Here is a 23,717-nt window from a genome sequence, read left to right on the forward strand (position 1 = left end):
CTGCCTCGGCAGTCCAGAGGCCAGTTCATCAGCGAACGTCTGATGCTGGTTGCTCATGGGTGGAACGTTGACTACTCGGCATCATCAGCCAACTCGGGCTGCCAGTACTGCTCTTCGGAGCGTGGAACGCAGGCCACGAGTGGCGAGGGTGTCGGGCACGCTGTTGGGTGTCTGAGGGTACGGCCGCATGGTCGCCTTCAGTGCCGGCCCCAGTGCACTCGAGCTTCTGCTCGGGGTGATGGGTGGTTGGTCGTTGTTTGAGAACTGCACAGTGGACGCGAGCATCTGTGGCCAAGTTTTAAGGGCGCACGGTGGATGCCTTGGCACCAGGAACCGATGAAGGACGTGGGAGGCCACGATAGGCCCCGGGGAGTCGTCAACCAGGCTTTGATCCGGGGGTGTCCGAATGGGGAAACCCGGCAGTCGTCATGGGCTGTCACCCTTGCCTGAACACATAGGGCAAGTGGAGGGAACGCGGGGAAGTGAAACATCTCAGTACCCGCAGGAAGAGAAAACAACCGTGATTCCGGGAGTAGTGGCGAGCGAAACCGGATGAGGCCAAACCGTATGCGTGTGAGACCCGGCAGGGGTTGCGCATTCGGGGTTGTGGGATCTCTCTTGATCAGTCTGCCGGCTGATCGACGAGTCAGAAACCGTTGATGTAGGCGAAGGACATGCGAAAGGTCCGGCGTAGAGGGTAAGACCCCCGTAGTCGAAACATCAGCGGCTCGTTTGAGAGACACCCAAGTAGCACGGGGCCCGAGAAATCCCGTGTGAATCTGGCGGGACCACCCGCTAAGCCTAAATATTCCCTGGTGACCGATAGCGGATAGTACCGTGAGGGAATGGTGAAAAGTACCGCGGGAGCGGAGTGAAATAGTACCTGAAACCGTGTGCCTACAAGCCGTGGGAGCGTCGCGTTGAGTGCTTGCACTCAACGTCGTGACTGCGTGCCTTTTGAAGAATGAGCCTGCGAGTTTGCGGTGTGTTGCGAGGTTAACCCGGGTGGGGAAGCCGTAGCGAAAGCGAGTCCGAACAGGGCGTTTCAGTAGCACGCTCAAGACCCGAAGCGGAGTGATCTAGCCATGGGCAGGTTGAAGCGGAGGTAAGACTTCGTGGAGGACCGAACCCACCAGGGTTGAAAACCTGGGGGATGACCTGTGGTTAGGGGTGAAAGGCCAATCAAACTCCGTGATAGCTGGTTCTCCCCGAAATGCATTTAGGTGCAGCGTCGTGTGTTTCTTGCCGGAGGTAGAGCACTGGATAGGCGATGGGCCCTACCGGGTTACTGACCTTAGCCAAACTCCGAATGCCGGTAAGTGAGAGCGCGGCAGTGAGACTGTGGGGGATAAGCTCCATGGTCGAGAGGGAAACAGCCCAGAGCATCGACTAAGGCCCCTAAGCGTACGCTAAGTGGGAAAGGATGTGGAGTCGCACAGACAACCAGGAGGTTGGCTTAGAAGCAGCCACCCTTGAAAGAGTGCGTAATAGCTCACTGGTCTAGTGATTCCGCGCCGACAATGTAGCGGGGCTCAAGCGTACCGCCGAAGTCGTGTCATTGCAGCATATAGCCCCAACGGGTGTTGTGATGGGTAGGGGAGCGTCGTCTGCCGGGTGAAGCAGCACCGGAAGGTAGTTGTGGACGGTTGACGAGTGAGAATGCAGGCATGAGTAGCGATTCACACGTGAGAAACGTGTGCGCCGATTGACTAAGGGTTCCTGGGTCAAGCTGATCTGCCCAGGGTAAGTCGGGACCTAAGGCGAGGCCGACAGGCGTAGTCGATGGATAACCGGTTGATATTCCGGTACCCGCTGTGAAGCGTCAAACATCGAATCCAGTGATGCTAAGCCCGTGAAGCCGCCGGCTGAGTCTTCGGACGAGGTCGGAGTGGTGGAGCCGGTGACCCGAGCTGGTAGTAGGTGAGTGATGGGGTGACGCAGGAAGGTAGTCCATCCCGGGCGGTGGTTGTCCCGGGGTAAGGGTGTAGGACGTCAGGTAGGTAAATCCGCCTGGCATGTGTCTGAGACCTGATGCCGAGCCGATTGTGGTGAAGTGGATGATCCTATGCTGTCGAGAAAAGCCTCTAGCGAGTTTCATGGCGGCCCGTACCCTAAACCGACTCAGGTGGTCAGGTAGAGAATACCGAGGCGTTCGGGTGAACTATGGTTAAGGAACTCGGCAAAATGCCCCCGTAACTTCGGGAGAAGGGGGGCCATCACTGGTGAGAGGACGTGCTCCTCGAGCTGGGGGTGGCCGCAGAGACCAGCGAGAAGCGACTGTTTACTAAAAACACAGGTCCGTGCGAAGCCGTAAGGCGATGTATACGGACTGACGCCTGCCCGGTGCTGGAACGTTAAGGGGACCGGTTAGCTCCATTTCGGTGGGGCGAAGCTGAGAACTTAAGCGCCAGTAAACGGCGGTGGTAACTATAACCATCCTAAGGTAGCGAAATTCCTTGTCGGGTAAGTTCCGACCTGCACGAATGGCGTAACGACTTCTCGACTGTCTCAACCATAGGCCCGGTGAAATTGCACTACGAGTAAAGATGCTCGTTTCGCGCAGCAGGACGGAAAGACCCCGGGACCTTTACTACAGTTTGATATTGGTGTTCGGTTCGGCTTGTGTAGGATAGCTGGGAGACTGTGAACTCTGGACGCCAGTTCAGGGGAGTCGTCGTTGAAATACCAGTCTGGTCGTGCTGGATGTCTAACCTGGGTCCGTGATCCGGATCAGGGACAGTGTCTGATGGGTAGTTTAACTGGGGCGGTTGCCTCCTAAAGAGTAACGGAGGCGCCCAAAGGTTCCCTCAGCCTGGTTGGTAATCAGGTGTTGAGTGTAAGTGCACAAGGGAGCTTGACTGTGAGACCGACGGTCGAGCAGGGACGAAAGTCGGGACTAGTGATCCGGCGGTGGCTTGTGGAAGCGCCGTCGCTCAACGGATAAAAGGTACCCCGGGGATAACAGGCTGATCTTCCCCAAGAGTCCATATCGACGGGATGGTTTGGCACCTCGATGTCGGCTCGTCGCATCCTGGGGCTGGAGTCGGTCCCAAGGGTTGGGCTGTTCGCCCATTAAAGCGGTACGCGAGCTGGGTTTAGAACGTCGTGAGACAGTTCGGTCCCTATCCGCTGTGCGCGTAGGAGTCTTGAGAAGGGCTGTCCCTAGTACGAGAGGACCGGGACGGACGAACCTCTGGTGTGCCAGTTGTTCTGCCAAGGGCATGGCTGGTTGGCTACGTTCGGGAGGGATAACCGCTGAAAGCATCTAAGCGGGAAGCCTGCTTCGAGATGAGGACTCCCACCTCCTAGAGAGGGTAAGGCTCCCAGTAGACGACTGGGTTGATAGGCCGGATATGGAAGCACGGTAACGTGTGGAGTTGACCGGTACTAATAGGCCGAGGGCTTGTCCTCAGTTGCTCGCGTCCACTGTGTTGGTTCTGAAACCACGAACAGCCCCATGTGCCACACATGGTGCGGTTGTCAGTTTCATAGTGTTTCGGTGGTCATAGCGTAGGGGAAACGCCCGGTTACATTCCGAACCCGGAAGCTAAGCCTTACAGCGCCGATGGTACTGCAGGGGGGACCCTGTGGGAGAGTAGGACGCCGCCGAACAATTCTTATACGGGTTGGGCCCTGAACTTCGGTTCGGGGCCCAACCTTTTTTTGTTGCCCGTCACTTGACGTTCACGTTGCCCGTCCAGCATCCCAGTCATGGGTACTGCTGCACTGCTCAGGGCGGCCGGCGTCGGAGCCGGTGACGAAGTGGTCGTACCGGCTTTCGGTAACGTGGACGTCGCCGAGGCCGTGACACTGGCGGGAGCGCAGCCGGTGTTCGCCGACATAGATCCGGAGACCTACTGCTTGGCACTCTCCGCGGTCGAGACGGTTCTGACTTCGCGGACCGCGGCGGTCGTCGTCGTCCACCGCTTCGGACGCCTCGCCGACGTAGCGCGGATGCGTGACCTCGGCCAACGGCACGGACTGCTGGTGCTGGAGCACACCGAGTTGGAGACGTCCCGCGACGAGACGGCCCGGCGGCGGGAGCGAGCCGCGTTCCTCGACGCGAGGCTGCGTGGGGTGCGGACGCCCGAGGGCGGGCCCGGACACAGCTACCAGCAGTACGTCGTCCGGGTGCCCGGAAACGGCCGGCCCGACCGGGACGCCTTCGCACGTGCCGTGCGGGCCAAGGGAGTTGACTGCCAGATACCGGTGCGGACCCCCTTGCACCGGCTGCCCGAGTTCCGTCGGTACGTGTCCTTGCCCGAGACCGAACGGGCCGCGGACGAGACGCTCGCCCTTCCCGTCGACGCGTCGCTCACCAAGCGGGACATGCACCGCATCGCGTCCGCGTGCAATGCGCTGGGCGGACTGCTCGCACCCGCCCTCTGAGCGTGGTTGGGACCACGGCTCCGTTCAGGGTATGATCTATTCCGTTGCCGCGAGGGAAACCGAAGCGACAACAGGCCCCTATAGCTCAGTCGGTAGAGCGTCTCCATGGTAAGGAGAAGGTCAACGGTTCGATTCCGTTTGGGGGCTCCGACAGAAAGGCCCCGCCCTATTGGGCGGGGCCTTTCTCATGCCCTCTTCGCGGTGGGGTTCAGTCCTGCTGGAGGCCCGGCACGCGCATGGCGAGGATCGCCATGTCGTCGGACGGGGCGTCCGTGGCGAAGCGTTCCACCGCGCGCATGATGCGCGCCGCGACCGCGCCGGCCGTCAGACCCGTACACGTCGTCAGGACCTCGGCGAGACCGTCGTCGCCCAGCATGCGGGCGCCCTCGCGGCGCTCGGTGACGCCGTCGGTGACGCACAGCAGGACGTCGCCGGGATCGAGGGTGACGGTCTCCTCGTGGAGCTCCAGGTCCTCCAGGACGCCCAGCAGCGGCTGCGGCTCGGCGGCCGGCTCGACCGTGCCGTCCTGGCGGAGACGGAGCGGGAGCGGATGGCCCGCGCAGACCACCTTCAGCTCGGCGCTGCCGTCCTCCTGCGGGCGCATCTCGCCGTACAGGAGGGTGAGGAAACGGCTGCGCTCGCCTTCGTCGAGGATCGCGGAGTTGAGCCGCTCCAGGACCGCCGGGCCGCTCAGGCCCTCCCGGGCCAGCAGGCGCAGGGCGTGCCGGGCGAGGCCGGTGACGGCCGCCGCGTTCGGACCCGTGCCGCAGACGTCGCCGATGGCGAAGCCGTAGGCGCCGTCGCTGATCGGGAAGAGGTCGTAGAAGTCGCCGCCGACCTCGTTGCCCTCGCCGGCCGCGCGGTAGATGACCTCGACCTCGACGCCGTCGATCTGCGGCAGCTCCGGCGGCAGGAGGCTGCGCTGGAGCGACTGGCTGATGGCCGTGCGCTCCGAGTAGAGGCGGGCGTTGTCCAGGGCCAGGGCGGCACGGCGGGACAGGTCCTCGGCGAGCTCCAGGATCTCCTGGCGGAAGTGCTCGTCGGTCGGCTTGCCGAGCGTCAGCATGCCGATGACGCGGTTGCGGGCAACCAGGGGCAGGACCACGGTCTCGCCGCCGACCGCGGAGGCCGTGGCGAGGGTCGGGCCGATGCCGGTGGTCACATGGCGGTTCGGGCCGCCGCCCAGGCCGAGGCTGCGCATGGAGGTGCGCAGGGCCGCCTGGTGGGCGACCTCCGCGGGCGCCGACCAGACGCGGGCGCCCGGGGTCGGTACCGGGTCCGGCGGGGGCATCTTCGACAGCAGCGACTTGATGCCGTCGATGAGCTCCTCGTCCTCGTGCAGCACGTAGGACAGGTACGGCTCGGAGGCCTGGTCGGCGATCGTGTAGACCGCGCACCAGGTGGCGAGGGTCGGCACCGTCATCTGGGCCATGAGGGCCAGGGTCTGGTCCCGGTCGAGGGTGCCGGCCAGCAGGTCGGACGCCTCGACGAGGAAGCTGAGTGAGCCGCGGCGCAGCCGCTCCAGTTCGCCCAGGCGCGCGGACTCGACGGCCAGCGCGATGCGGTCCGCGGCGAACTGCAGGCGCAGCGCCTCCTCGTTGGAGTACCGGCCGGGTGCCTCGGCGGCGACGCCGAGGGAGCCGGTGAGGCGGCCCTCCACCTTCAGCGGGACGGTGACGACCGAGCGCATGCCGGTGCCGTTGAGGAGCGGAACCGCGCCCGGGACGGCGGAGAGGTCCTCGTGGACGGCGGGCATGCGCGCGGAGCCGTAACGGCCGGGGCCGCCCTCGACGGGGACGCGTGCGAAGCGCTGGCGGGCCGAGGGCAGGCCGGTGGAGGCGCGGACCTCCAGCTCCGTCTCGTCGTCGGTGGCCAGCAGGAGGAAGGCGGAGTCGCCGTCGAGCATGTCGCGGGAGCGTTCCACGGTGCGCTGCAGCAGGCCGTCGAGGTCGTCGGGAGCGGGGGAGCCGATGAAGACCTCGAACGGGTCGGCGCTCTGGCCCTCGCCGCCCGAGGAGTCCGGCGCGGGGCCGCGCAGCGGGGTCTGCAGAACCGCCCGTTCGTGGTCACGTACCAGGAGACAGACGGTTGACGGATCGCCGTCGGTGTCCCGTACGCGGAGGTGGGAGGCGTACACCGGGATCACCCGGCCGTGGGCGCCCCGGATGCCGTAGCTGCCCTCCCAGCGGGAGAGCTGGAGGGCGTCGGCGATGCCGGTGCCGGTGCCGGGGGTGTGCGGCCAGGCCGCGAGGTCGGTGAGGGGCTTGCCGGTGACTTGCTCGGCGGTGTAGCCGAACAGCTCCTCGGCGTCCTCGTTCCACGCGGTGATGGAGCCGGTGCGGTCGATCTGGATCACGGCGACGCGGACGCGGGTGTCGGCGAGCGGCAGCAGGTGGGCCGGCAGGGCGGGGCCGGCGGTGCGGGTGCCGACCGGGCGCTCGGGAAGGTCGAGCTGGAACCAGACGGTCTTGTGGGTGGGGGTGTAGTCCACGCCCCAGTGGCCGGCCAGGGCCGCGCACAGCTGGAGTCCGCGCCCGCCCTCGCGGTCGGGCTGCCCATGTCGATGGGGAGCCCTGGGGGGATCTCCCGCTCGGGATACCGGTCGGCCACCTCGATCCGTACGCCGTCGTCGCTGCGCAGGCAGAGCAGGTCGGCGGAGGTGCCGGCGTGGATCACGGCGTTGGTGACCAGTTCGCTGGTGAGCACCACGGCGTCGTCGACGATGTCGGCGAAGCCCCAGCCCTGGAGGGTGTCACGGACGAAGCTTCGGGCACTCGCGACGGATCGTCCGACGGGATCGAAGCTGGCGGCCGCGCGCGCGGTGATCACAGAACTCCTCGACCGGTTCTCGACGGGCATGGCTCCCTGGCCGGCCGGCTCGTGCCGCTGGTGCGGCAGGCCGTCCGCCGGCCGTGGGTCCGGGGGCTGTTCCCCCGGGATCAGTCCGGTGGTCATGTTGTGCGGCCGCCCCTCCGATGCCCGCTCGTCTTCGTGCCACCGCCCAGGCCGGACGCGCCGGCGTGGCTGGACAGCCGCAAGCAAGGTTACTTACCTTCGCGGTCCGAGCGGATGCCGGTCTGCAGTGTTTCCGTCCGAGGTGTTCGCCGTCCGGCGGGTGTGCGGACGATGTGCGAAGCTGCCGAACTGTTATGGCCTGGTTCCGCGGGGGTGAAACACTGGGCAGGCTTGTAGGGAAGGTCCGGGCAGGCAGTGTGGTGACGGCGCCGGGTGGGCAGCAGCCCCCTGGCGGCGCCTCGGAACGTCGGGCAGGGCATCTCAGTCAAACAGGTAAAGCACGGCAGCGACGGGAGCACCCTGGAGGGTGCCACCGGGCACAGCGGTAATGGTCGACCCCTGCGGGAGGGACACAGTGGAGTCTGGCGCAGCGACGCGGAGCACGAAGACGACGCGCGCGAAAGGCGGACAGTCCCTGAGCAAGCAGGGGAAGCCGCGCGGCGGCACCGTCACGGTGGAGGCGGCGGCGATGAACCGTCTGCTGGGCGCCCTGGTGTCGATGCGGGACGGGAACTTCCGCAAGCGGCTCACGGTGACCGGCGACGGCGTGATGTCGGAGATCGCCGCGGTCTTCAACGAGGTCGCCGACCGCAACCTGCACCTGACGGGTGAGCTGGCGCGGGTGCGCCGCATGGTGGGACGTGAGGGCAAGCTCACGGAGCGGCTGGAGACGGGGGCCTGCGAGGGCTCCTGGGCGGCCGCGATCGACCACTCCAACGCCCTGGTGGACGACCTCGTACGGCCGGTCTCCGAGGTGAGCCGGGTGCTGTCGGCGGTGGCGGAGGGTGATCTGTCGCCGCGCATGGAGCTGCGGACGCAGGCGCCGGACGGGACCGGGCATCCGCTGCGGGGCGAGTTCCTGAAGGTCGCGCGGACCGTCAACAACCTGGTCGACCAGTTGTCGACGTTCACCGACGAGGTCACGCGTGTGGCCAGCGAGGTGGGCACCGAGGGCAAGCTGGGCGGTCAGGCACAGGTGCGGGGCATGTCCGGGTCCTGGAAGGACCTGACGGACTCCGTCAACACGATGGCGGAGCGGCTGACGGCACAGGTGCGCGACATCGCGCTGGTGACGACCGCCGTCGCGCGAGGTGATCTGTCGCGCAAGGTCACGGTGCACGTCGAAGGCGAGATGCTGGAGCTGAAGAACACCGTCAACACGATGGTGGACCAGCTCTCCGCGTTCTCCTCCGAGGTGACCCGCGTCGCCCGGGAGGTGGGCACCGAGGGCGCTCTGGGCGGCCAGGCGCAGGTGCCCGGGGTGGACGGCGTGTGGAAGGAGCTCACCGACTCCGTCAACACCATGGCCGGGAATCTCACCGCGCAGGTGCGGGGGATCGCCGAGGTGACGACGGCGGTCGCCAACGGTGACCTGTCGCGCAAGGTGACGGTGCCCGCGCGTGGCGAGGTGGCGCAGCTCGCCGAGACGATCAACCAGATGACCGAGACGTTGCGGATCTTCGCGGACGAGGTCACCCGGGTCGCCAACGAGGTCGGCGCCGAGGGGCGGCTGGGCGGCCAGGCGAACGTGCCGGGCGCCGCGGGCACGTGGAAGGACCTCACGGACTCGGTCAACACGGTGTTCCGGAACCTGACCACCCAGGTGCGGGACATCGCGGCGGTGACGACGGCGGTCGCCAACGGTGACCTGTCGCAGAAGGTCACCGTCGACGTGGCCGGCGAGATGCTGGAGCTGAAGAACACCGTCAACACGATGGTGGACCAGCTGTCGGCGTTCGGTGCCGAGGTCACGCGGGTGGCGCGGGAGATCGGCGTCGAGGGTGAGCTGGGCGGACAGGCGCAGGTGCCGGGCGCGGCGGGCACGTGGAAGGACCTGACGGACTCGGTCAACACGGCCTTCCGCAACCTCACCGGTCAGGTGAGGAACATCGCCCAGGTGACGACGGCCGTGGCCAACGGTGACCTGTCGCAGAAGGTCACCGTGGACGTCTCCGGCGAGATGCTCCAGCTGAAGAACACCGTGAACACGATGGTGGACCAGCTGTCGAGCTTCGCCGACCAGGTCACGCGGATGGCGCGGGACGTGGGCACCGAGGGCCGGCTGGGCGGTCAGGCGCGCGTGGACGGCGTGTCGGGCACCTGGAAGGAGCTGACCGACTCCGTCAACTCGATGGCGTCGAACCTCACCGGGCAGGTGCGCAACATCGCCCAGGTCACCACGGCGGTGGCGCGCGGTGACCTGTCGCAGAAGATCGACGTGGACGCGCGCGGGGAGATCCTCGAGCTGAAGAACACCATCAACACGATGGTGGACCAGCTGTCGTCGTTCGCGGACCAGGTGACCCGGGTGGCCCGCGAGGTGGGCACCGAGGGCCGGCTGGGCGGCCAGGCGCAGGTGCCCGGCGTGGCCGGTGTGTGGCGGGACCTGACGGACTCGGTGAACGGCATGGCGTCCAACCTGACCGGCCAGGTGCGCAACATCGCGCAGGTGGCGACGGCGGTGGCGCGCGGTGACCTGTCGCAGAAGATCACCGTGGACGCGCGCGGGGAGATCCTGGAGCTCAAGAACACGCTGAACACGATGGTGGACCAGCTGTCGTCGTTCGCGGAGGAGGTCACCCGGGTGGCCCGCGAGGTGGGCACCGAGGGCATCCTGGGCGGCCAGGCGGAGGTGCAGGGTGTCTCCGGCACCTGGAAGGACCTCACGCAGTCCGTGAACGGCATGGCGAACAACCTGACCCTCCAGGTGCGCAACATCGCCGAGGTCACCACGGCGGTCGCCAAGGGCGACCTGTCGAAGAAGATCACGGTCGACGCCAAGGGCGAGATCCTGGAGCTGGTGACCACCGTCAACACGATGGTGGACCAGCTGTCGTCGTTCGCGGAGCAGGTGACCCGGGTGGCCCGTGAAGTGGGCACAGAGGGCATCCTGGGCGGCCAGGCGCACGTCCCGGGTGTCACGGGCATCTGGAAGGACCTGAGCGACAACGTCAACCTGATGGCGAAGAACCTCACCACGCAGGTGCGGAACATCTCCCAGGTGTCCGCCGCCGTCGCCAACGGCGACCTCACGCGGCAGGTCAGCATCGAGGCGCGTGGTGAGGTGGCGCAGCTCGCGGACACCATCAACACGATGGTGAAGACGCTGAGCGCGTTCGCCGAGCAGGTCACCAAGGTGGCCCGTGAGGTGGGCACGGACGGCATCCTCGGCGGTCAGGCGCACGTGCCGGGTGTGGCGGGCACGTGGAAGGACCTCACCGAGTCGGTGAACGGCATGGCGTCCAACCTGACCGGCCAGGTGCGCAACATCGCCATGGTGACCACGGCGATCGCCAAGGGCGACCTGACGAAGAAGATCGACATCGACGCGCGCGGGGAGATCCTCGAGCTGAAGACGACCATCAACACGATGGTCGACCAGCTGTCGTCGTTCGCCGAGGAGGTCACGCGTGTGGCCCGTGAGGTGGGCACCGAGGGCCAGCTGGGCGGTCAGGCGCGGGTGCGGGACGTGGACGGCACCTGGCGGGACCTGACGGAGTCGGTGAACGAGATGGCCGGGAACCTCACCCGGCAGGTGCGGGCCATCGCGCGCGTGGCGACCGCGGTGACCCGCGGTGACCTGAACCTGAAGATCGACGTGGACGCGTCCGGGGAGATCCAGGAGCTCCAGGACTACATCAACAAGATGATCGCCAACCTGCGCGACACCACGATCGCCAACAAGGAGCAGGACTGGCTGAAGGGCAATCTGGCCCGCATCTCCGCGCTGATGCAGGGCCGGCGCGACCTGGAGGACGTGGCCTCGCTGATCATGAGTGAGCTGACGCCGGTGGTGTCCGCGCAGCACGGCGCGTTCTTCCTCGCCATGCCCCTGGTGGACGGGGAGGACCTGAACGCGGCCGACGAGGAGCAGTTCGAGCTGCGGATGCTCGGTTCGTACGGCTACTCCATGGGGTCCATGCCGACGTCGTTCCAGCCCGGTGAAGGGCTGATCGGGACGGCCGCGATGGAGAAGCGCACGATCCTGGTGGAGAACGCGCCCAGCGGTTACCTGAAGATCTCCTCGGGGCTCGGGGAGGCGCCGCCGGCCCAGGTGATCGTGCTGCCGGTGCTGTTCGAGGGGAAGGTGCTCGGCGTCATCGAGCTGGCGTCGTTCACGCCGTTCACGGCGATCCAGAAGGACTTCCTCAACCAGATCGCCGAGATGATCGCGACCAGCGTCAACACCATCTCGGTGAACACCAAGACCGAGCGGCTGCTGGCGCAGTCGCAGGAGCTGACCGAGCAACTGCGGGAGCGGTCGGCCGAGTTGGAGCAGCGGCAGAAGGCGCTCCAGGCGTCCAACGCCGAACTGGAGGAGAAGGCCGAGCTGCTGGCGCGGCAGAACCGCGACATCGAGGTGAAGAACACCGAGATCGAGGAGGCGCGGCAGGTCCTGGAGGAGCGCGCCGAGCAGCTCGCGGTGTCCATGCGCTACAAGAGCGAGTTCCTGGCGAACATGTCGCACGAGCTGCGTACGCCGCTCAACTCGCTGCTGATCCTGGCCAAGTTGCTCGCCGACAACGCGGAGGGCAACCTCTCACCGAAGCAGGTGGAGTTCGCCGAGACGATCCACGGCGCGGGCTCGGACCTGCTGCAGCTCATCAACGACATCCTCGACCTGTCGAAGGTCGAGGCGGGCAAGATGGACGTCTCCCCGACGCGCATCGCGCTGGTGCAGCTCGTGGACTACGTGGAGGCCACGTTCCGGCCGCTGACCGCGGAGAAGGGTCTGGACCTGTCGGTGCGGGTCTCGCCGGAGCTGCCGGCCACCCTGCACACCGACGAGCAGCGGTTGCTGCAGGTGCTGCGGAACCTGCTGTCCAACGCGGTGAAGTTCACCGACTCCGGTTCGGTGGAGCTGGTCATCCGGCCCGCCCGGGACGACGTGCCGCAGGCCATCCGGGAGCAGCTGCTGGAGGCCGGTTCGCTGACCGACCCGGACGCGGACCTGATCGCGTTCTCGGTCAGCGACACGGGCATCGGCATCGCGGCGAGCAAGATGCGGGTGATCTTCGAGGCGTTCAAGCAGGCCGACGGCACCACCAGCCGCAAGTACGGCGGCACGGGACTCGGGCTGTCCATCTCGCGGGAGATCGCGCAGCTGCTCGGCGGTGAGATCCACGCGCAGAGCGAGCCGGGCCGCGGCTCGACGTTCACCCTGTATCTGCCGCTGCACCCCAGCGAGCTGCCGCCCAACGGCTACCAGCAGCCGCCCATGCCGGCGCTGGAGGCCGGTGACCTGGTCGCGTCGGCCGAGCTGGCCGCGCCGGAGTCCGAGGCGCCGGCGGAGGTGGCCTCGTACCGGGAGGTGCAGACCGGCCCGGCGGCGCTGTTCAGGCGCCGCCGCCGGGTCACGCTGCCGCAGGACCAGCGGCCCTCCGCGGAGCTGGAGGAGGGGTGGCCGGCCCTGGAGCAGGAGCCGGTGGCCCGGACGCCGCGCCGGGGCATCCGCTTCGGCGGGCAGAAGGTGCTGATCGTCGACGACGACATCCGTAACGTCTTCGCGCTGACCAGCGTCCTGGAGCAGCACGGCCTGTCCGTGCTGTACGCCGAGAACGGCCGCGAGGGCATCGAGGTCCTGGAGCAGCACGACGACGTGGCGGTCGTGCTGATGGACATCATGATGCCCGAGATGGACGGGTACGCGACGACCACGGCGATCCGCAGGATGCCGCAGTTCGCGGGGCTCCCGATCATCGCGCTCACCGCGAAGGCGATGAAGGGCGACCGGGAGAAGGCCATCGAGTCGGGCGCCTCCGACTACGTGACCAAGCCGGTCGATCCCGATCATCTGCTGTCCGTGATGGAGCAGTGGATGAGGGGGGAGTGAGACCGGCGACCGGAGGGCGTGCGAAGGTGGGGGGAAGCTTCCTCGTGCGCGCGGAGTTGTCCACGTGGTGTGCGCGAAGTCGTGTAGAAGGGCGGGATCCGGGGAACCTTCTGGTCTCCTGCCGCGTTTCTGCTACGTGCACAGTGACATCGCGGTGACAGGGTGTGGCGACGGGCGGGGTGCGGCTACGATGACCGGCACAAGGACGGGCGGCGCAAGGGAGTCGTCCCCAGGAGAGGCATCCCGAGGTGCTTCCCCAGGTCCTGCGGACAGGGAGGGCCCCAAGCCGGGGCGAGGAGGGCGGGCCATGGTGCAGAAGGCCAAGATCCTCCTGGTCGATGACCGGCCGGAGAATCTGCTGGCGCTGGAGGCGATCCTCTCGGCGCTCGATCAGACGCTGGTGCGGGCATCGTCCGGGGAGGAAGCGCTCAAAGCACTGCTCACGGATGATTTCGCGGTCATTCTGCTGGACGTCCAGATGCCGGGCATGGACGGCTTCGAGACCGCCGCCCACATCAAGCGGCGGGAGCGGACCCGGGACATCCCGATCATCTTCCTCACCGCGATCAACCACGGCCCGCATCACACCTTCCGGGGGTACGCGGCCGGTGCGGTGGACTACATCTCCAAGCCGTTCGACCCGTGGGTGCTGCGCGCGAAGGTCTCGGTCTTCGTCGAGCTGTACATGAAGAACTGCCAGCTGCGGGAGCAGGCGTCGCTGCTGCGGCTCCAGCTCGAGGGCAGCGAGAAGGACGCCGGTGAGTCGAAGGACTCGGCGGGCCTGCTCGCCGAGCTCTCGGCGCGGCTGGCGGCCGTCGAGGAGCAGGCCGAGGCGCTCACCAAGCAGCTGAACGACGAGTCGACCGACGCGGCCGCGGTCGCCACGGCGGCCCATCTGGAGCGCAAGCTCACCGGGTTGCGGCGGGCGCTGGACGCCCTGGAGCCCGGAACCGGCAGCACGTCGTCGGTGTCGTCGCAGAACTGACCTCGCAGACGCGGGCCTTGCGCTCCCTTGAGGCGCCGGCCGGCGCTGAGGGGGCATCAACTCGCTCCGCGCACGACGCCGTGCGTCACTTTCGCGCCTCGACAGGTGCGACACGAACGGGTGAAGCATCCGTCACGCGTGTCACTCGCCGTCTCCCCCGGTAACCTCACACCATGGCCTCACGTCCCTCCGCAGCCAAGAAGCCGCCCGCGAAGAAGGCGGCCGCTTCCGCGAAGGCTCCGGCGAAGAAGGCCGTCGCCAGGAAGGCCCCGGCGAAGAAGGCACCCGCCAGGAAGGCCCCGGCGAAGAAGCCGGCCCCCGCGCCGGCCCCGAACCCGACCAGTGCCGTCTACCGGCTGGTCCGCGCCCTGTGGCTGGGGCTGGCCCACGCCGTCGGTGCCGTGTTCCGCGGAATAGGGCAGGGCGCCAAGAACCTGGACCCGGCCCACCGCAAGGACGGCGTCGCGCTGCTGCTGCTCGGCATCGCGCTGATCGTCGCCGCCGGCACCTGGGCCGACCTCGAGGGTCCCGTCGGCGACCTGGTGGAGATCCTGGTCACCGGTGCCTTCGGGCGGCTCGACCTGCTGGTGCCGATCCTCGTCGCCGTCGTCGCCGTACGGTTCATCCGGCACCCGGAGAAGCCGGAGGCCAACGGGCGGATCGTCATCGGCCTGTCGGCGCTCGTCATCGGCATCCTGGGCCAGATCCACATCGCCTGCGGATCGCCCCCGCGCAGCGAGGGCATGCAGGCCATAAGAGACGCTGGCGGCCTGATCGGCTGGAGTGCGGCCGCGCCGCTGTCGTCCACCATGACCGACGTCCTGGCCGTGCCGCTGCTGGTGCTGCTGACGGTTTTCGGCCTGCTGGTGGTCACGGCCACCCCGGTCAACGCGATCCCTCAGCGGCTGCGCCTGCTCGGTGAGCGGCTGGGCCTCGTCCACGAAGCCGGGCCCGAGGAGTTCGGCGCGGACGACGAGCGCTACGAGCAGCAGTGGCGCGAGGCGCTGCCCGAGGGCCGCCCCAGGCGCCGCCCGGCGCCGCAGGACGACGACGCCGACCAGGCGGAGCAGGAGGCGCCGTCCCGGCGCCGGGGCCGCCCCCGCAGGTCGGCGGTGCCGCAGCCCGACGCCCACCGCGCCATGGACGCCGTGGACGTGGCCGCCGCCGCTGCCGCCGCGCTCGACGGCGCCGTACTGCACGGCATGCCGCCCTCGCCGGTCGTCGCCGACCTCACCCAGGGCGTGAGCACCGGCGACCACGAGCCGACCACGCCGACGCCGGTCCCGGCCGCCCGCCCGCAGCAGGAAGAGCTCACGTCGGGCAGGACCCGCAAGCACGCCCCCGCGCAGGACACGGCGCAGCAGGAGCGGCCGCCCGCGGGCGTGCTCGACATGACCAAGGCGCCGCCCCGCGAGCCGCGCGACCTGCCGCCGCGCGCGGAGCAGCTGCAGCTCTCCGGCGACATCACCTACTCCCTGCCCTCCCTCGACCTGCTGCGGCGGGGCGGTCCCGGCAAGGCGCGCAGCGCGGCCAACGACGCCATAGTGGACGCGCTGCGGAAGGTCTTCACGGAGTTCAAGGTGGACGCCGCCGTCACCGGCTTCACCCGCGGCCCGACGGTCACCCGGTACGTGGTCGAGCTCGGCCCGGCCGTGAAGGTGGAGCGGGTCACCGCCCTCACCAAGAACATCGCGTACGCCGTCGCCAGCCCGGACGTGCGGATCATCAGCCCGATCCCCGGCAAGTCCGCGGTCGGCATCGAGATCCCCAACACCGACCGGGAGATGGTCAACCTCGGTGACGTGCTGCGGCTCGCGGAGTCCGCGGAGGACGACGACCCGATGCTGGTCGCCTTCGGCAAGGACGTCGAGGGCGGCTACGTCATGGACTCGCTGGCGAAGATGCCGCACATGCTGGTGGCCGGCGCCACCGGCTCCGGAAAGTCGTCCTGCATCAACTGCCTGATCACCTCGATCATGATGCGGGCGACCCCCGAGGACGTCCGGATGATCCTGGTCGACCCCAAGCGCGTGGAGCTGACGGCGTACGAGGGCATCCCGCACCTGATCACGCCGATCATCACCAACCCCAAGCGGGCCGCCGAGGCGCTGCAGTGGGTCGTGCGCGAGATGGACCTGCGCTACGACGACCTGGCCGCCTACGGCTTCCGGCACATCGACGACTTCAACCGAGCGGTGCGCGAGGGCAAGGTCAAGCCGCCCGAGGGGAGCGAGCGCGAGCTCCAGCCGTACCCGTACCTGCTGGTGATCGTGGACGAGCTGGCGGACCTGATGATGGTCGCCCCGCGCGACGTCGAGGACGCCATCGTGCGCATCACGCAGCTCGCGCGGGCCGCCGGCATCCACCTGGTGCTGGCCACCCAGCGGCCCTCCGTCGACGTCGTCACGGGCCTGATCAAGGCCAACGTGCCGTCCCGGCTGGCGTTCGCCACCTCCTCGCTCGCCGACTCGCGGGTCATCCTCGACCAGGCCGGCGCCGAGAAGCTGATCGGCAAGGGCGACGGGCTGTTCCTGCCGATGGGCGCGAACAAGCCCACGCGTCTGCAGGGCGCGTTCGTGACCGAGGAGGAGGTCGCGGCCGTCGTCCAGCACTGCAAGGACCAGATGGCGCCCGTCTTCCGGGAGGACGTCGTCGTCGGGACCAAGCAGAAGAAGGAGATCGACGAGGACATCGGCGACGACCTCGACCTGCTGTGCCAGGCCGCCGAGCTGGTCGTCTCCACCCAGTTCGGGTCCACGTCGATGCTCCAGCGCAAGCTGCGCGTCGGCTTCGCGAAGGCGGGCCGGCTGATGGACCTCATGGAGTCCCGCAACATCGTCGGACCGAGCGAGGGATCCAAGGCTCGTGACGTTCTCGTGAAACCCGACGAGCTGGACGGCGTGCTCGCGCTGATCCGCGGGGAGTCTGAAGGGTAGGCGGAAGGGACACGGTTGTCGCGTCGGGGCGTCCGGACGGAGGATCGTGACCCTTCCGTAAGGGATCAACGGGCAACCGTTTCCCGTCGGCGCACGTCAAGTTGAGCGAAGTGTCAGACAGCAGGCCGACCATCGGAATGTCGGGCCATTCCGATGGCGTACAAAGTACGAACGCCCGGTTGCCCCACCCCTTCGTACCCCACCTAGACTGAACCTCCAGCACAGGCGGCTACACGCTCGAAAGGCGCCCCCGTGTCCAACGGCAACTCCCCTGAAGACGAGCGTCCGTTCGAAGACGTTTCCGAGGAAGCCCGCCCTTCCGTCTCCGTCGGCCGCGCGCTGCAGCAGGCGCGCGTCGCCGCCGGTCTCACCGTCGACGACGTCAGTACCGCCACCCGCGTCCGGATCGCCATCGTGCACGCCATCGAGCGGGACGACTTCGAGCCCTGCGGCGGCGACGTGTACGCGCGCGGGCACATCCGCACGCTGGCCAAGGCCGTGCGGCTCGACCCCGCCCCGCTGCTCGCCCAGTACGAGGCCGAGCACGGCGGCGGCCGCCCGGCACCGACCCCGGCCGCGCCCCTCTTCGAGGCGGAGCGCATCCGCCCCGAGCGGCGCGGACCCAACTGGACCGCCGCCATGGTCGCCGCGATCGTGGTCGTCATCGGATTCGTCGGCTTCACCATGGTCAACGGCGACGACGGCGGCAAGACCGACGTCGCCGGTGACACCGATCCCACCGCGTCGCCCACGCCCAGCCCCACCACCAAGACCGCGAAGCCCGTCGTGCCCGCGCCGGACCCGTCGGACAGCGCCATCGCCGCCGCCCCGCAGGACAAGGTGACCGTCAAGGTCGTCGCCGCCGACGGGCCGAGCTGGATCTCCGCCAAGGACCACAACGGCAAGGTGCTCTTCGCCGAACTGCTCAAGCAGGGCGAGGACAAGACCTTCCAGGACAGCACGAAGATCGACCTGGTGCTCGGCGACGCCGGGGCCCTCGACCTGTTCGTCAACGGCGAGAAGATCGAGGACGACTGGCAGCCGGGCGCCGTGGAGCGCCTCACCTACACCAAGGGCGACCCGCAGGCCGGATGACCCGCGCCCGCGGACGCGCCCACGACGGGGTCGGCCGAGTCCGGCCAACCCCGTCGACATGGGCCCTCGCCGGGACGAAGTAGTCTTGAGCCCATGCCTGAACGCCGTACCGTCGCACTGGTCACCCTTGGCTGCGCCCGTAACGAGGTGGACTCGGAGGAGCTCGCAGGCCGTTTGGAGGCGGACGGCTGGCAGCTCGTGGACGACGCCGAGGACGCCGACGTCGCCGTCGTCAACACCTGCGGCTTCGTCGAAGCCGCCAAGAAGGACTCCGTGGACGCCCTCCTGGAGGCCAACGACCTCAAGGGACACGGGAGAACCCAGGCCGTCGTCGCGGTCGGCTGCATGGCCGAGCGGTACGGCAAGGAGCTCGCCGACGCCCTCCCCGAGGCCGACGGCGTGCTCGGCTTCGACGACTACGCGGACATCTCCGACCGCCTGCAGACCATCCTGAACGGCGGCATCCACGCCCCGCACACCCCGCGCGACCGGCGCAAGCTGCTCCCGATCAGCCCCGCCGAGCGGCAGGAGTCCGCCGCGGACGTCGCGCTCCCCGGCCACGGCCCGGCCGACCTGCCCGACGGCCTCGCCCCGGCCTCCGGCCCCCGCGCCCCCCTGCGCCGGCGGCTCGACGGCTCCCCCGTCGCCTCCGTGAAGCTGGCCTCCGGCTGCGACCGGCGCTGCTCCTTCTGCGCCATCCCGTCCTTCCGCGGCTCCTTCATCTCCCGCCGCCCCAGCGACGTGCTCAACGAGACGCGCTGGCTGGCCGAGCAGGGCGTGAAGGAGATCATGCTGGTCTCCGAGAACAACACCTCCTACGGCAAGGACCTCGGCGACATCCGCCTGCTGGAGTCCCTGCTGCCCGAACTCGCCGAGGTCGACGGCCTGGAGCGGGTACGCGTCAGCTACCTCCAGCCGGCCGAGATGCGGCCCGGCCTGATCGACGTGCTGACCTCCACGCCGAAGATCGCCCCGTACTTCGACCTGTCCTTCCAGCACTCGGCGCCCGACGTGCTGCGCGCCATGCGCCGCTTCGGCGACACCGACCGCTTCCTGGAACTGCTCGACACCATCCGGAGCAAGGCGCCCCAGGCCGGCGTGCGCTCCAACTTCATCGTCGGCTTCCCCGGCGAGTCCGCGTCCGACCTCGCCGAGCTGGAGCGGTTCCTCAACCACGCCCGGCTGGACGCCATCGGTGTGTTCGGTTACTCCGACGAGGAGGGCACCGAGGCGGCCGGCTACGAGGGCAAGCTGGAGGAGGACGAGGTGGCCGAACGGCTGGCCCGGGTCTCCCGGCTGGCCGAGGAACTCGTCTCGCAGCGTGCCGAGGAGCGGGTCGGCGAGACCGTGCACGTCCTGGTCGAGTCCGTCGACGAGGAGGAGGGCGTGTACGGCAGGGCCGAGCACCAGGCTCCCGAGACGGACGGCCAGGTGCTCCTCACGAGCGGCGAGGGACTGAGCGTCGGCCGTATGGTCGAGGCGAAGGTGGTCGGCACGGAAGGTGTCGACCTGGTGGCCGAGCCGCTCTTCCAGGGCTCGCCCGCGCGCAGTGAGGAGGCGGGCAGATGACGGGTGTCCCGGCATCGGCGGCAGGTGGCCCCTCGGGCGCGAGGAGGGCGAAGGGCCCCGCGTCCGGCGGCATCACACCGGCGTCCGGCCGCGCGCTCGCGCGGGAGGCCAGGGACACGGCTCCGGGCGCGTCCGGTGACGGACCGGCACGGCGTGACGCCGTCGGCGCCGCTCCGGCGGACGCCCGGCCGCAGGACGGCGTGAAGGCTCCGGCCGCCTCGTCGTCGCCCGACACCGGCGACGCGCAGGGCGGCTCCACCAGGGCACACCGCGGCGGCAAGATCGCGGCGGCGGCCGTCGACCAGGCCAGCGTCTGGAACATCGCCAACCTGCTGACCATGCTGCGGCTGCTGCTCGTGCCGGCGTTCGTCATGTTGATGCTCGCCGACGGCGGTTACGACCCCGCGTGGCGCTCGTTCGCCTGGGCGGCCTTCGCCGTCGCCATGATCACCGACCTGTTCGACGGCCATCTGGCACGCACCTACAACCTGGTCACCGACTTCGGCAAGATCGCCGACCCCATCGCCGACAAGGCCATCATGGGCGCCGCGCTGATCTGCCTGTCGGCCCTCGGCGACCTGCCGTGGTGGGTCACAGGCGTGATCCTCGGCCGGGAACTCGGCATCACCCTGCTGCGTTTTCTGGTCATTCGCTACGGGGTGATCCCGGCCAGCCGCGGCGGCAAGCTGAAGACCCTCACCCAGGGCGTGGCCGTCGGCATGTACGTGCTCGCGCTGACCGGGTGGCTGGCGACGCTGCGCTGGTGGGTGATGGCCGCGGCGGTGGTGCTGACCGTGGCGACCGGGCTCGACTACGTGAAACAGGCCATTGTGCTCCGCAGGCAGGGAATCGCCGAGCGCAAGGCGGCGTTGGAGGAGACGGAAGCGTGAGTTTAAGGGCCACCGAGGTGGTGCGACTACTCACCGTGAACGGCGGGACGCTCGCGGTCGCCGAGTCGCTGACCGGTGGTCTGGTGGCGGCGGAGATCACCTCTGTCCCCGGGGCGTCCAAGGTCTTCCGCGGCTCGGTCACGGCCTACGCCACCGACCTGAAGCACCGGCTGCTGGGGGTCGACGCCACTCTGCTGGACCAGCGCGGGGCGGTGGATCCGCAGGTGGCGGCCCAAATGGCGGCCGGCGTGCGCAAGGCGCTCGGTGCCGACTGGGGTCTGGCCACCACCGGGGTGGCCGGCCCGGACCCCCAGGACGGACAGGACGTCGGCACGGTGTACGTGGCCGTCGACGGACCCTTCGCGGAGGGCGCCGGTTCCGCCTCTGGCGGAAAAGTGCGCCAGCTGCGGTTGAACGGCGACCGCGCGGAAATTCGTATGGAGAGTGTACGGAGCGTACTCGCACTGCTCCTGGCGGAGCTGGCGGGCGAACAGACCGGGAATGAGCGGGCACAGGATACGGAACGGAACGGGGGGTTTTGATGTTTGCAGCCCAGAGTGAACACGACATCGCTCCCCGCACGGCCGCGGCGCGAGGCGGTACGGTGGGGCGAGAAGGATGCGGCTACGCGGTCCGAGGAGGGAGCCACCGATGATTCTGCTCCGTCGCCTGCTGGGTGACGTGCTGCGTCGGCAGCGCCAGCGCCAGGGCCGTACTCTGCGCGAAGTCTCCTCGTCCGCCCGAGTCTCACTCGGCTATCTCTCCGAGGTGGAGCGGGGGCAGAAGGAGGCTTCCTCCGAGCTGCTCTCCGCGATCTGCGACGCGTTGGACGTACGGATGTCCGAGCTCATGCGGGAAGTGAGCGACGAGCTCGCCCTCGCCGAGCTGGCCCAGTCTGCTGCAGCGACCCCCAGCGAGCCCGTACCCACGCCGGTTCGACCGATGCTGGGGTCCGTGTCGGTGACCGGCGTGCCACCGGAACGGGTCACCATCAAGGCGCCCGCCGAGGCGGTGGACGTCGTCGCCGCCTGAGCCCGGTGTCCGGCGCCCTGCGCGGTGTGAAGGTGTGAGATGCCCCGGTGAGGGCTCCTCCGGAAGATCCCGGAGGGGTGCCGCCGGGGTTTTCGCATTGCCTGGGCCATTGGTCCGTGGGGCCGGAGCCGAGGCTGCGTTTGCCGGGGCGGCGCCGGGCCGTCATCGTGGAGACGAGGCGGGGGGTCAGCCACGGAGGTGCGGATGTACGTCGTGAAGAGCCCGTTGTCCGACGAGAACCTGAAGACCGTTTCGGAGGCACTGCAGGGCGCCCTGGTCGATCTCGTGGACCTTTCCCTGGTCGCCAAGCAGATCCACTGGAACGTGGTCGGGCCGCGCTTCCGCTCCGTCCATCTCCAGCTCGACGAAGTGGTGGCCGTCGCCCGAGGGCACTCCGACACCGTGGCCGAGCGCGCCGCGGCGCTGGGCGTCTCGCCGGACGGGCGGGCCGCCACGGTGGCCGTCGGCAGCGGGATCGGTGTCACGCCCGAGGGCTGGGTCGACGACGCGGCCGCGGTGGGCGCGCTGGTGGACGCGCTCGGCGCGGTGATCACCCGGATGCGGGAGCGGATCGCGGCCACCGATGAGCCCGACCCGGTCACCCAGGACATCTTCATCACCATCACCGCGGACCTCGAGAAGCACCACTGGATGTTCCAGGCCGCGAACGGGTGACGAGGCCGCAGGGCCTCCGGACGACCCCCGTGCGGGGCGCGTGGCGGTGTGCCGCCGTCGGCTTCACCGTCCTGTGGTGGTGGGCGGCGGCACGTCTGCTGCTGGACCCCGACGCCGGAGCGCTGGAGGGCGCGGTCGCGGCCGGCGCGTGGGGCCTCAGCGTGCTTCCGGTGCACTGCCTGCCCAAGGCGCGGGCCGAGGGCGCGCTCGCGGCGGGGCGGTGGCGGCGGGCCTGGCGTGCGGGGCGGGGCGGCGATCCGGCGTGAGGGGTTGTTGTCGTGCGGGGTGGGGTGGTGGCCCGGCGTGAGGTGTTGATGCCGTGTGAGGTGCGGTGGTGGCCCGGCGTGAGGTGTTGATGCCGTTCAGGGCGGGGCGACGACCCGCTATGAGGGTTGCTGATCCCCGGGCACGGTGCCGTCGATCTTCCGGGTTCCGGTCAGTGGGCCGGGTTCTGGCGGGCGCGCGGTGTGCGGGCGGGAGCCGGGCCGGGCTGGCACGTGGGGCACCAGTACGTGGGGCGCTCGCGGGAGCCGTCGCCCTGCTCGGCCAGCCGGATCGGTGTGCCGCAGCGCAGGCAGGGGCGGCGGGCGCGGCCGTACACGTAGAGGTCCTGGCCGCGCCGTCCCGTGGTGTTGCGGACGGGGCGCTCGCGGTTGAACTCCAGCAGCTTCCTGGCGAGTTCGGGCAGGCTCGTCATCCGGTCGGCGGGCAGGTCACCGACGGGGAGCCAGGGGGTGACGTTGAGCAGGAAGCACAGCTCGCTCTTGAACACGTTGCCGATGCCCGCGAGGTTGCGCTGGTCCAGCAGGGCCTCGCCGAGTTCGCGGTCGGGGGCCTGCTTGAGGTTGGCGAGCGCGAGGGCGGGATCCCAGTCGGGGCCCAGCAGGTCGGGGCCGAGGTGGCCGACGGCGCGCTCCTCGTCCTCGGTGCGAATCAGCTCCAGCACCGGGAGCCGGTAGCCGACGGCGGTGCGTTCGGTGTTGGCGAGGACGGCGCGGATCTGGTGCGGCGGACCGCCGTTCCAGCGCTGCCCGGGCGCGAAGATCCGCCAGGAGCCGTCCATCCGCAGATGCGAGTGCAGGGTCAGGCCGCCCTCGATGCGGGTCAGCAGATGCTTGCCGCGCGCGGTGACGTCCCGCACCGAGCGGCCGGTGAGGTCCGACGTGGCGAACCGGGGCACCCGCAGGTCGCTGCGGACCAGCACTCTGTCCGCGAGGGCCTCGTGCAGCCGTCGCGCGGCCTGCCAGACCGTGTCTCCTTCGGGCATGCGTCAAGGGTGACACGGCGGGGCCGCCTCC

At 68.8% G+C, this 23,717-nt stretch carries 12 protein-coding genes, 1 tRNA gene, 2 rRNA genes and 1 pseudogene; 14 read left to right on the forward strand and 2 right to left on the reverse strand.

Annotation, left to right across the window (positions count from 1 at the left end):
• Window positions 1-288: 288 nt before the first annotated feature.
• From F3L20_RS07765 to F3L20_RS07780, 4 genes are all read left to right on the forward strand, one after another.
• Window positions 289-3,412: ribosomal RNA gene (locus F3L20_RS07765) — 23S ribosomal RNA — on the forward strand.
• 83 nt (window positions 3,413-3,495) lie between these two features.
• Window positions 3,496-3,612, forward strand: a 5S ribosomal RNA gene (gene rrf, locus F3L20_RS07770).
• A gap of 99 nt (window positions 3,613-3,711) precedes the next feature.
• Window positions 3,712-4,389 carry a DegT/DnrJ/EryC1/StrS family aminotransferase gene (locus F3L20_RS07775; RefSeq protein ID WP_150153301.1) on the forward strand — a complete coding sequence of 226 codons (678 nt, stop codon included), beginning with the start codon at window positions 3,712-3,714 and terminating at the stop codon, window positions 4,387-4,389.
• Window positions 4,390-4,463: 74 nt separating this feature from the next.
• A tRNA-Thr gene (locus F3L20_RS07780) sits at window positions 4,464-4,536 on the forward strand.
• A gap of 61 nt (window positions 4,537-4,597) precedes the next feature.
• On the opposite strand, the pseudogene F3L20_RS07785 reads toward F3L20_RS07780, so the two are convergent.
• Window positions 4,598-7,344 (reverse strand): annotated as a pseudogene (locus F3L20_RS07785) (SpoIIE family protein phosphatase).
• 415 nt (window positions 7,345-7,759) lie between these two features.
• Between F3L20_RS07785 and F3L20_RS07795 the strand changes: the two are divergent.
• The 10 genes from F3L20_RS07795 to F3L20_RS07840 all read left to right on the forward strand — a co-directional run bounded on the left by F3L20_RS07795 (window position 7,760) and on the right by F3L20_RS07840 (window position 22,685).
• A complete protein-coding gene (locus F3L20_RS07795) occupies window positions 7,760-13,237 on the forward strand; it encodes a HAMP domain-containing protein (RefSeq protein WP_150153303.1) in 5,478 nt (1,825 codons plus the stop codon).
• A gap of 307 nt (window positions 13,238-13,544) precedes the next feature.
• A complete protein-coding gene (locus F3L20_RS07800; protein ID WP_145828508.1) occupies window positions 13,545-14,222 on the forward strand; it encodes a response regulator in 678 nt (225 codons plus the stop codon).
• A 173-nt stretch (window positions 14,223-14,395) separates the two neighbouring features.
• Window positions 14,396-17,158, forward strand: a complete 2,763-nt coding sequence (locus F3L20_RS07805) for a DNA translocase FtsK (protein WP_150153305.1) — start codon at window positions 14,396-14,398, stop codon at window positions 17,156-17,158.
• 252 nt (window positions 17,159-17,410) lie between these two features.
• The gene (locus tag F3L20_RS07810) at window positions 17,411-18,253 is read left to right on the forward strand and encodes a helix-turn-helix domain-containing protein (RefSeq protein ID WP_150153307.1); all 843 of its coding nucleotides are present in this window, start codon (window positions 17,411-17,413) and stop codon (window positions 18,251-18,253) included.
• A 93-nt stretch (window positions 18,254-18,346) separates the two neighbouring features.
• Complete coding sequence (gene rimO / locus F3L20_RS07815; protein ID WP_150153309.1) at window positions 18,347-19,822, forward strand: 30S ribosomal protein S12 methylthiotransferase RimO; 1,476 nt, start codon at window positions 18,347-18,349, stop codon at window positions 19,820-19,822.
• A complete protein-coding gene (gene pgsA, locus F3L20_RS07820) occupies window positions 19,819-20,712 on the forward strand; it encodes a CDP-diacylglycerol--glycerol-3-phosphate 3-phosphatidyltransferase (protein ID WP_150153311.1) in 894 nt (297 codons plus the stop codon). The genes rimO and pgsA overlap by 4 nt, the downstream gene beginning before the upstream one ends.
• Window positions 20,709-21,254, forward strand: a complete 546-nt coding sequence (locus F3L20_RS07825) for a CinA family protein (RefSeq protein WP_150153313.1) — start codon at window positions 20,709-20,711, stop codon at window positions 21,252-21,254. Before pgsA ends, F3L20_RS07825 begins: the two co-directional genes overlap by 4 nt.
• A 109-nt stretch (window positions 21,255-21,363) precedes the next feature.
• Complete coding sequence (locus tag F3L20_RS07830; RefSeq protein ID WP_003993396.1) at window positions 21,364-21,744, forward strand: helix-turn-helix domain-containing protein; 381 nt, start codon at window positions 21,364-21,366, stop codon at window positions 21,742-21,744.
• Window positions 21,745-21,948: 204 nt separating this feature from the next.
• A complete protein-coding gene (locus F3L20_RS07835; RefSeq protein ID WP_150153315.1) occupies window positions 21,949-22,419 on the forward strand; it encodes a Dps family protein in 471 nt (156 codons plus the stop codon).
• A gap of 29 nt (window positions 22,420-22,448) precedes the next feature.
• On the forward strand, window positions 22,449-22,685 hold the full coding sequence (locus tag F3L20_RS07840) for a hypothetical protein (protein ID WP_150153317.1): 237 nt from the start codon (window positions 22,449-22,451) through the stop codon (window positions 22,683-22,685).
• 170 nt (window positions 22,686-22,855) lie between these two features.
• On the opposite strand, the gene F3L20_RS07845 is transcribed toward F3L20_RS07840, so the two are convergent.
• Window positions 22,856-23,686 (reverse strand): Fpg/Nei family DNA glycosylase, encoded by an 831-nt coding sequence (locus F3L20_RS07845; RefSeq protein WP_150153319.1) that lies wholly within the window; start codon window positions 23,684-23,686, stop codon window positions 22,856-22,858.
• Window positions 23,687-23,717 lie beyond the last annotated feature (31 nt).

Origin of the sequence: Streptomyces tendae (assembly GCF_008632955.1) — a bacterium.
Taxonomy (GTDB): domain Bacteria; phylum Actinomycetota; class Actinomycetes; order Streptomycetales; family Streptomycetaceae; genus Streptomyces.

What these genes read in the sequence shown, in the direction of transcription:
- F3L20_RS07775 (WP_150153301.1), top strand. Translation starts at nt 3,712, where the DNA reads ATGGGTACTGCTGCACTGCTCAGGGCGGCCGGCGTCGGAGCCGGTGAC.
- F3L20_RS07800 (WP_145828508.1), top strand. Translation starts at nt 13,545, where the DNA reads ATGGTGCAGAAGGCCAAGATCCTCCTGGTCGATGACCGGCCGGAGAAT.
- F3L20_RS07805 (WP_150153305.1), top strand. Translation starts at nt 14,396, where the DNA reads ATGGCCTCACGTCCCTCCGCAGCCAAGAAGCCGCCCGCGAAGAAGGCG.
- rimO (WP_150153309.1), top strand. Translation starts at nt 18,347, where the DNA reads ATGCCTGAACGCCGTACCGTCGCACTGGTCACCCTTGGCTGCGCCCGT.
- pgsA (WP_150153311.1), top strand. Translation starts at nt 19,819, where the DNA reads ATGACGGGTGTCCCGGCATCGGCGGCAGGTGGCCCCTCGGGCGCGAGG.
- F3L20_RS07830 (WP_003993396.1), top strand. Translation starts at nt 21,364, where the DNA reads ATGATTCTGCTCCGTCGCCTGCTGGGTGACGTGCTGCGTCGGCAGCGC.
- F3L20_RS07835 (WP_150153315.1), top strand. Translation starts at nt 21,949, where the DNA reads ATGTACGTCGTGAAGAGCCCGTTGTCCGACGAGAACCTGAAGACCGTT.
- F3L20_RS07845 (WP_150153319.1), bottom strand. Translation starts at nt 23,686, where the DNA reads ATGCCCGAAGGAGACACGGTCTGGCAGGCCGCGCGACGGCTGCACGAG.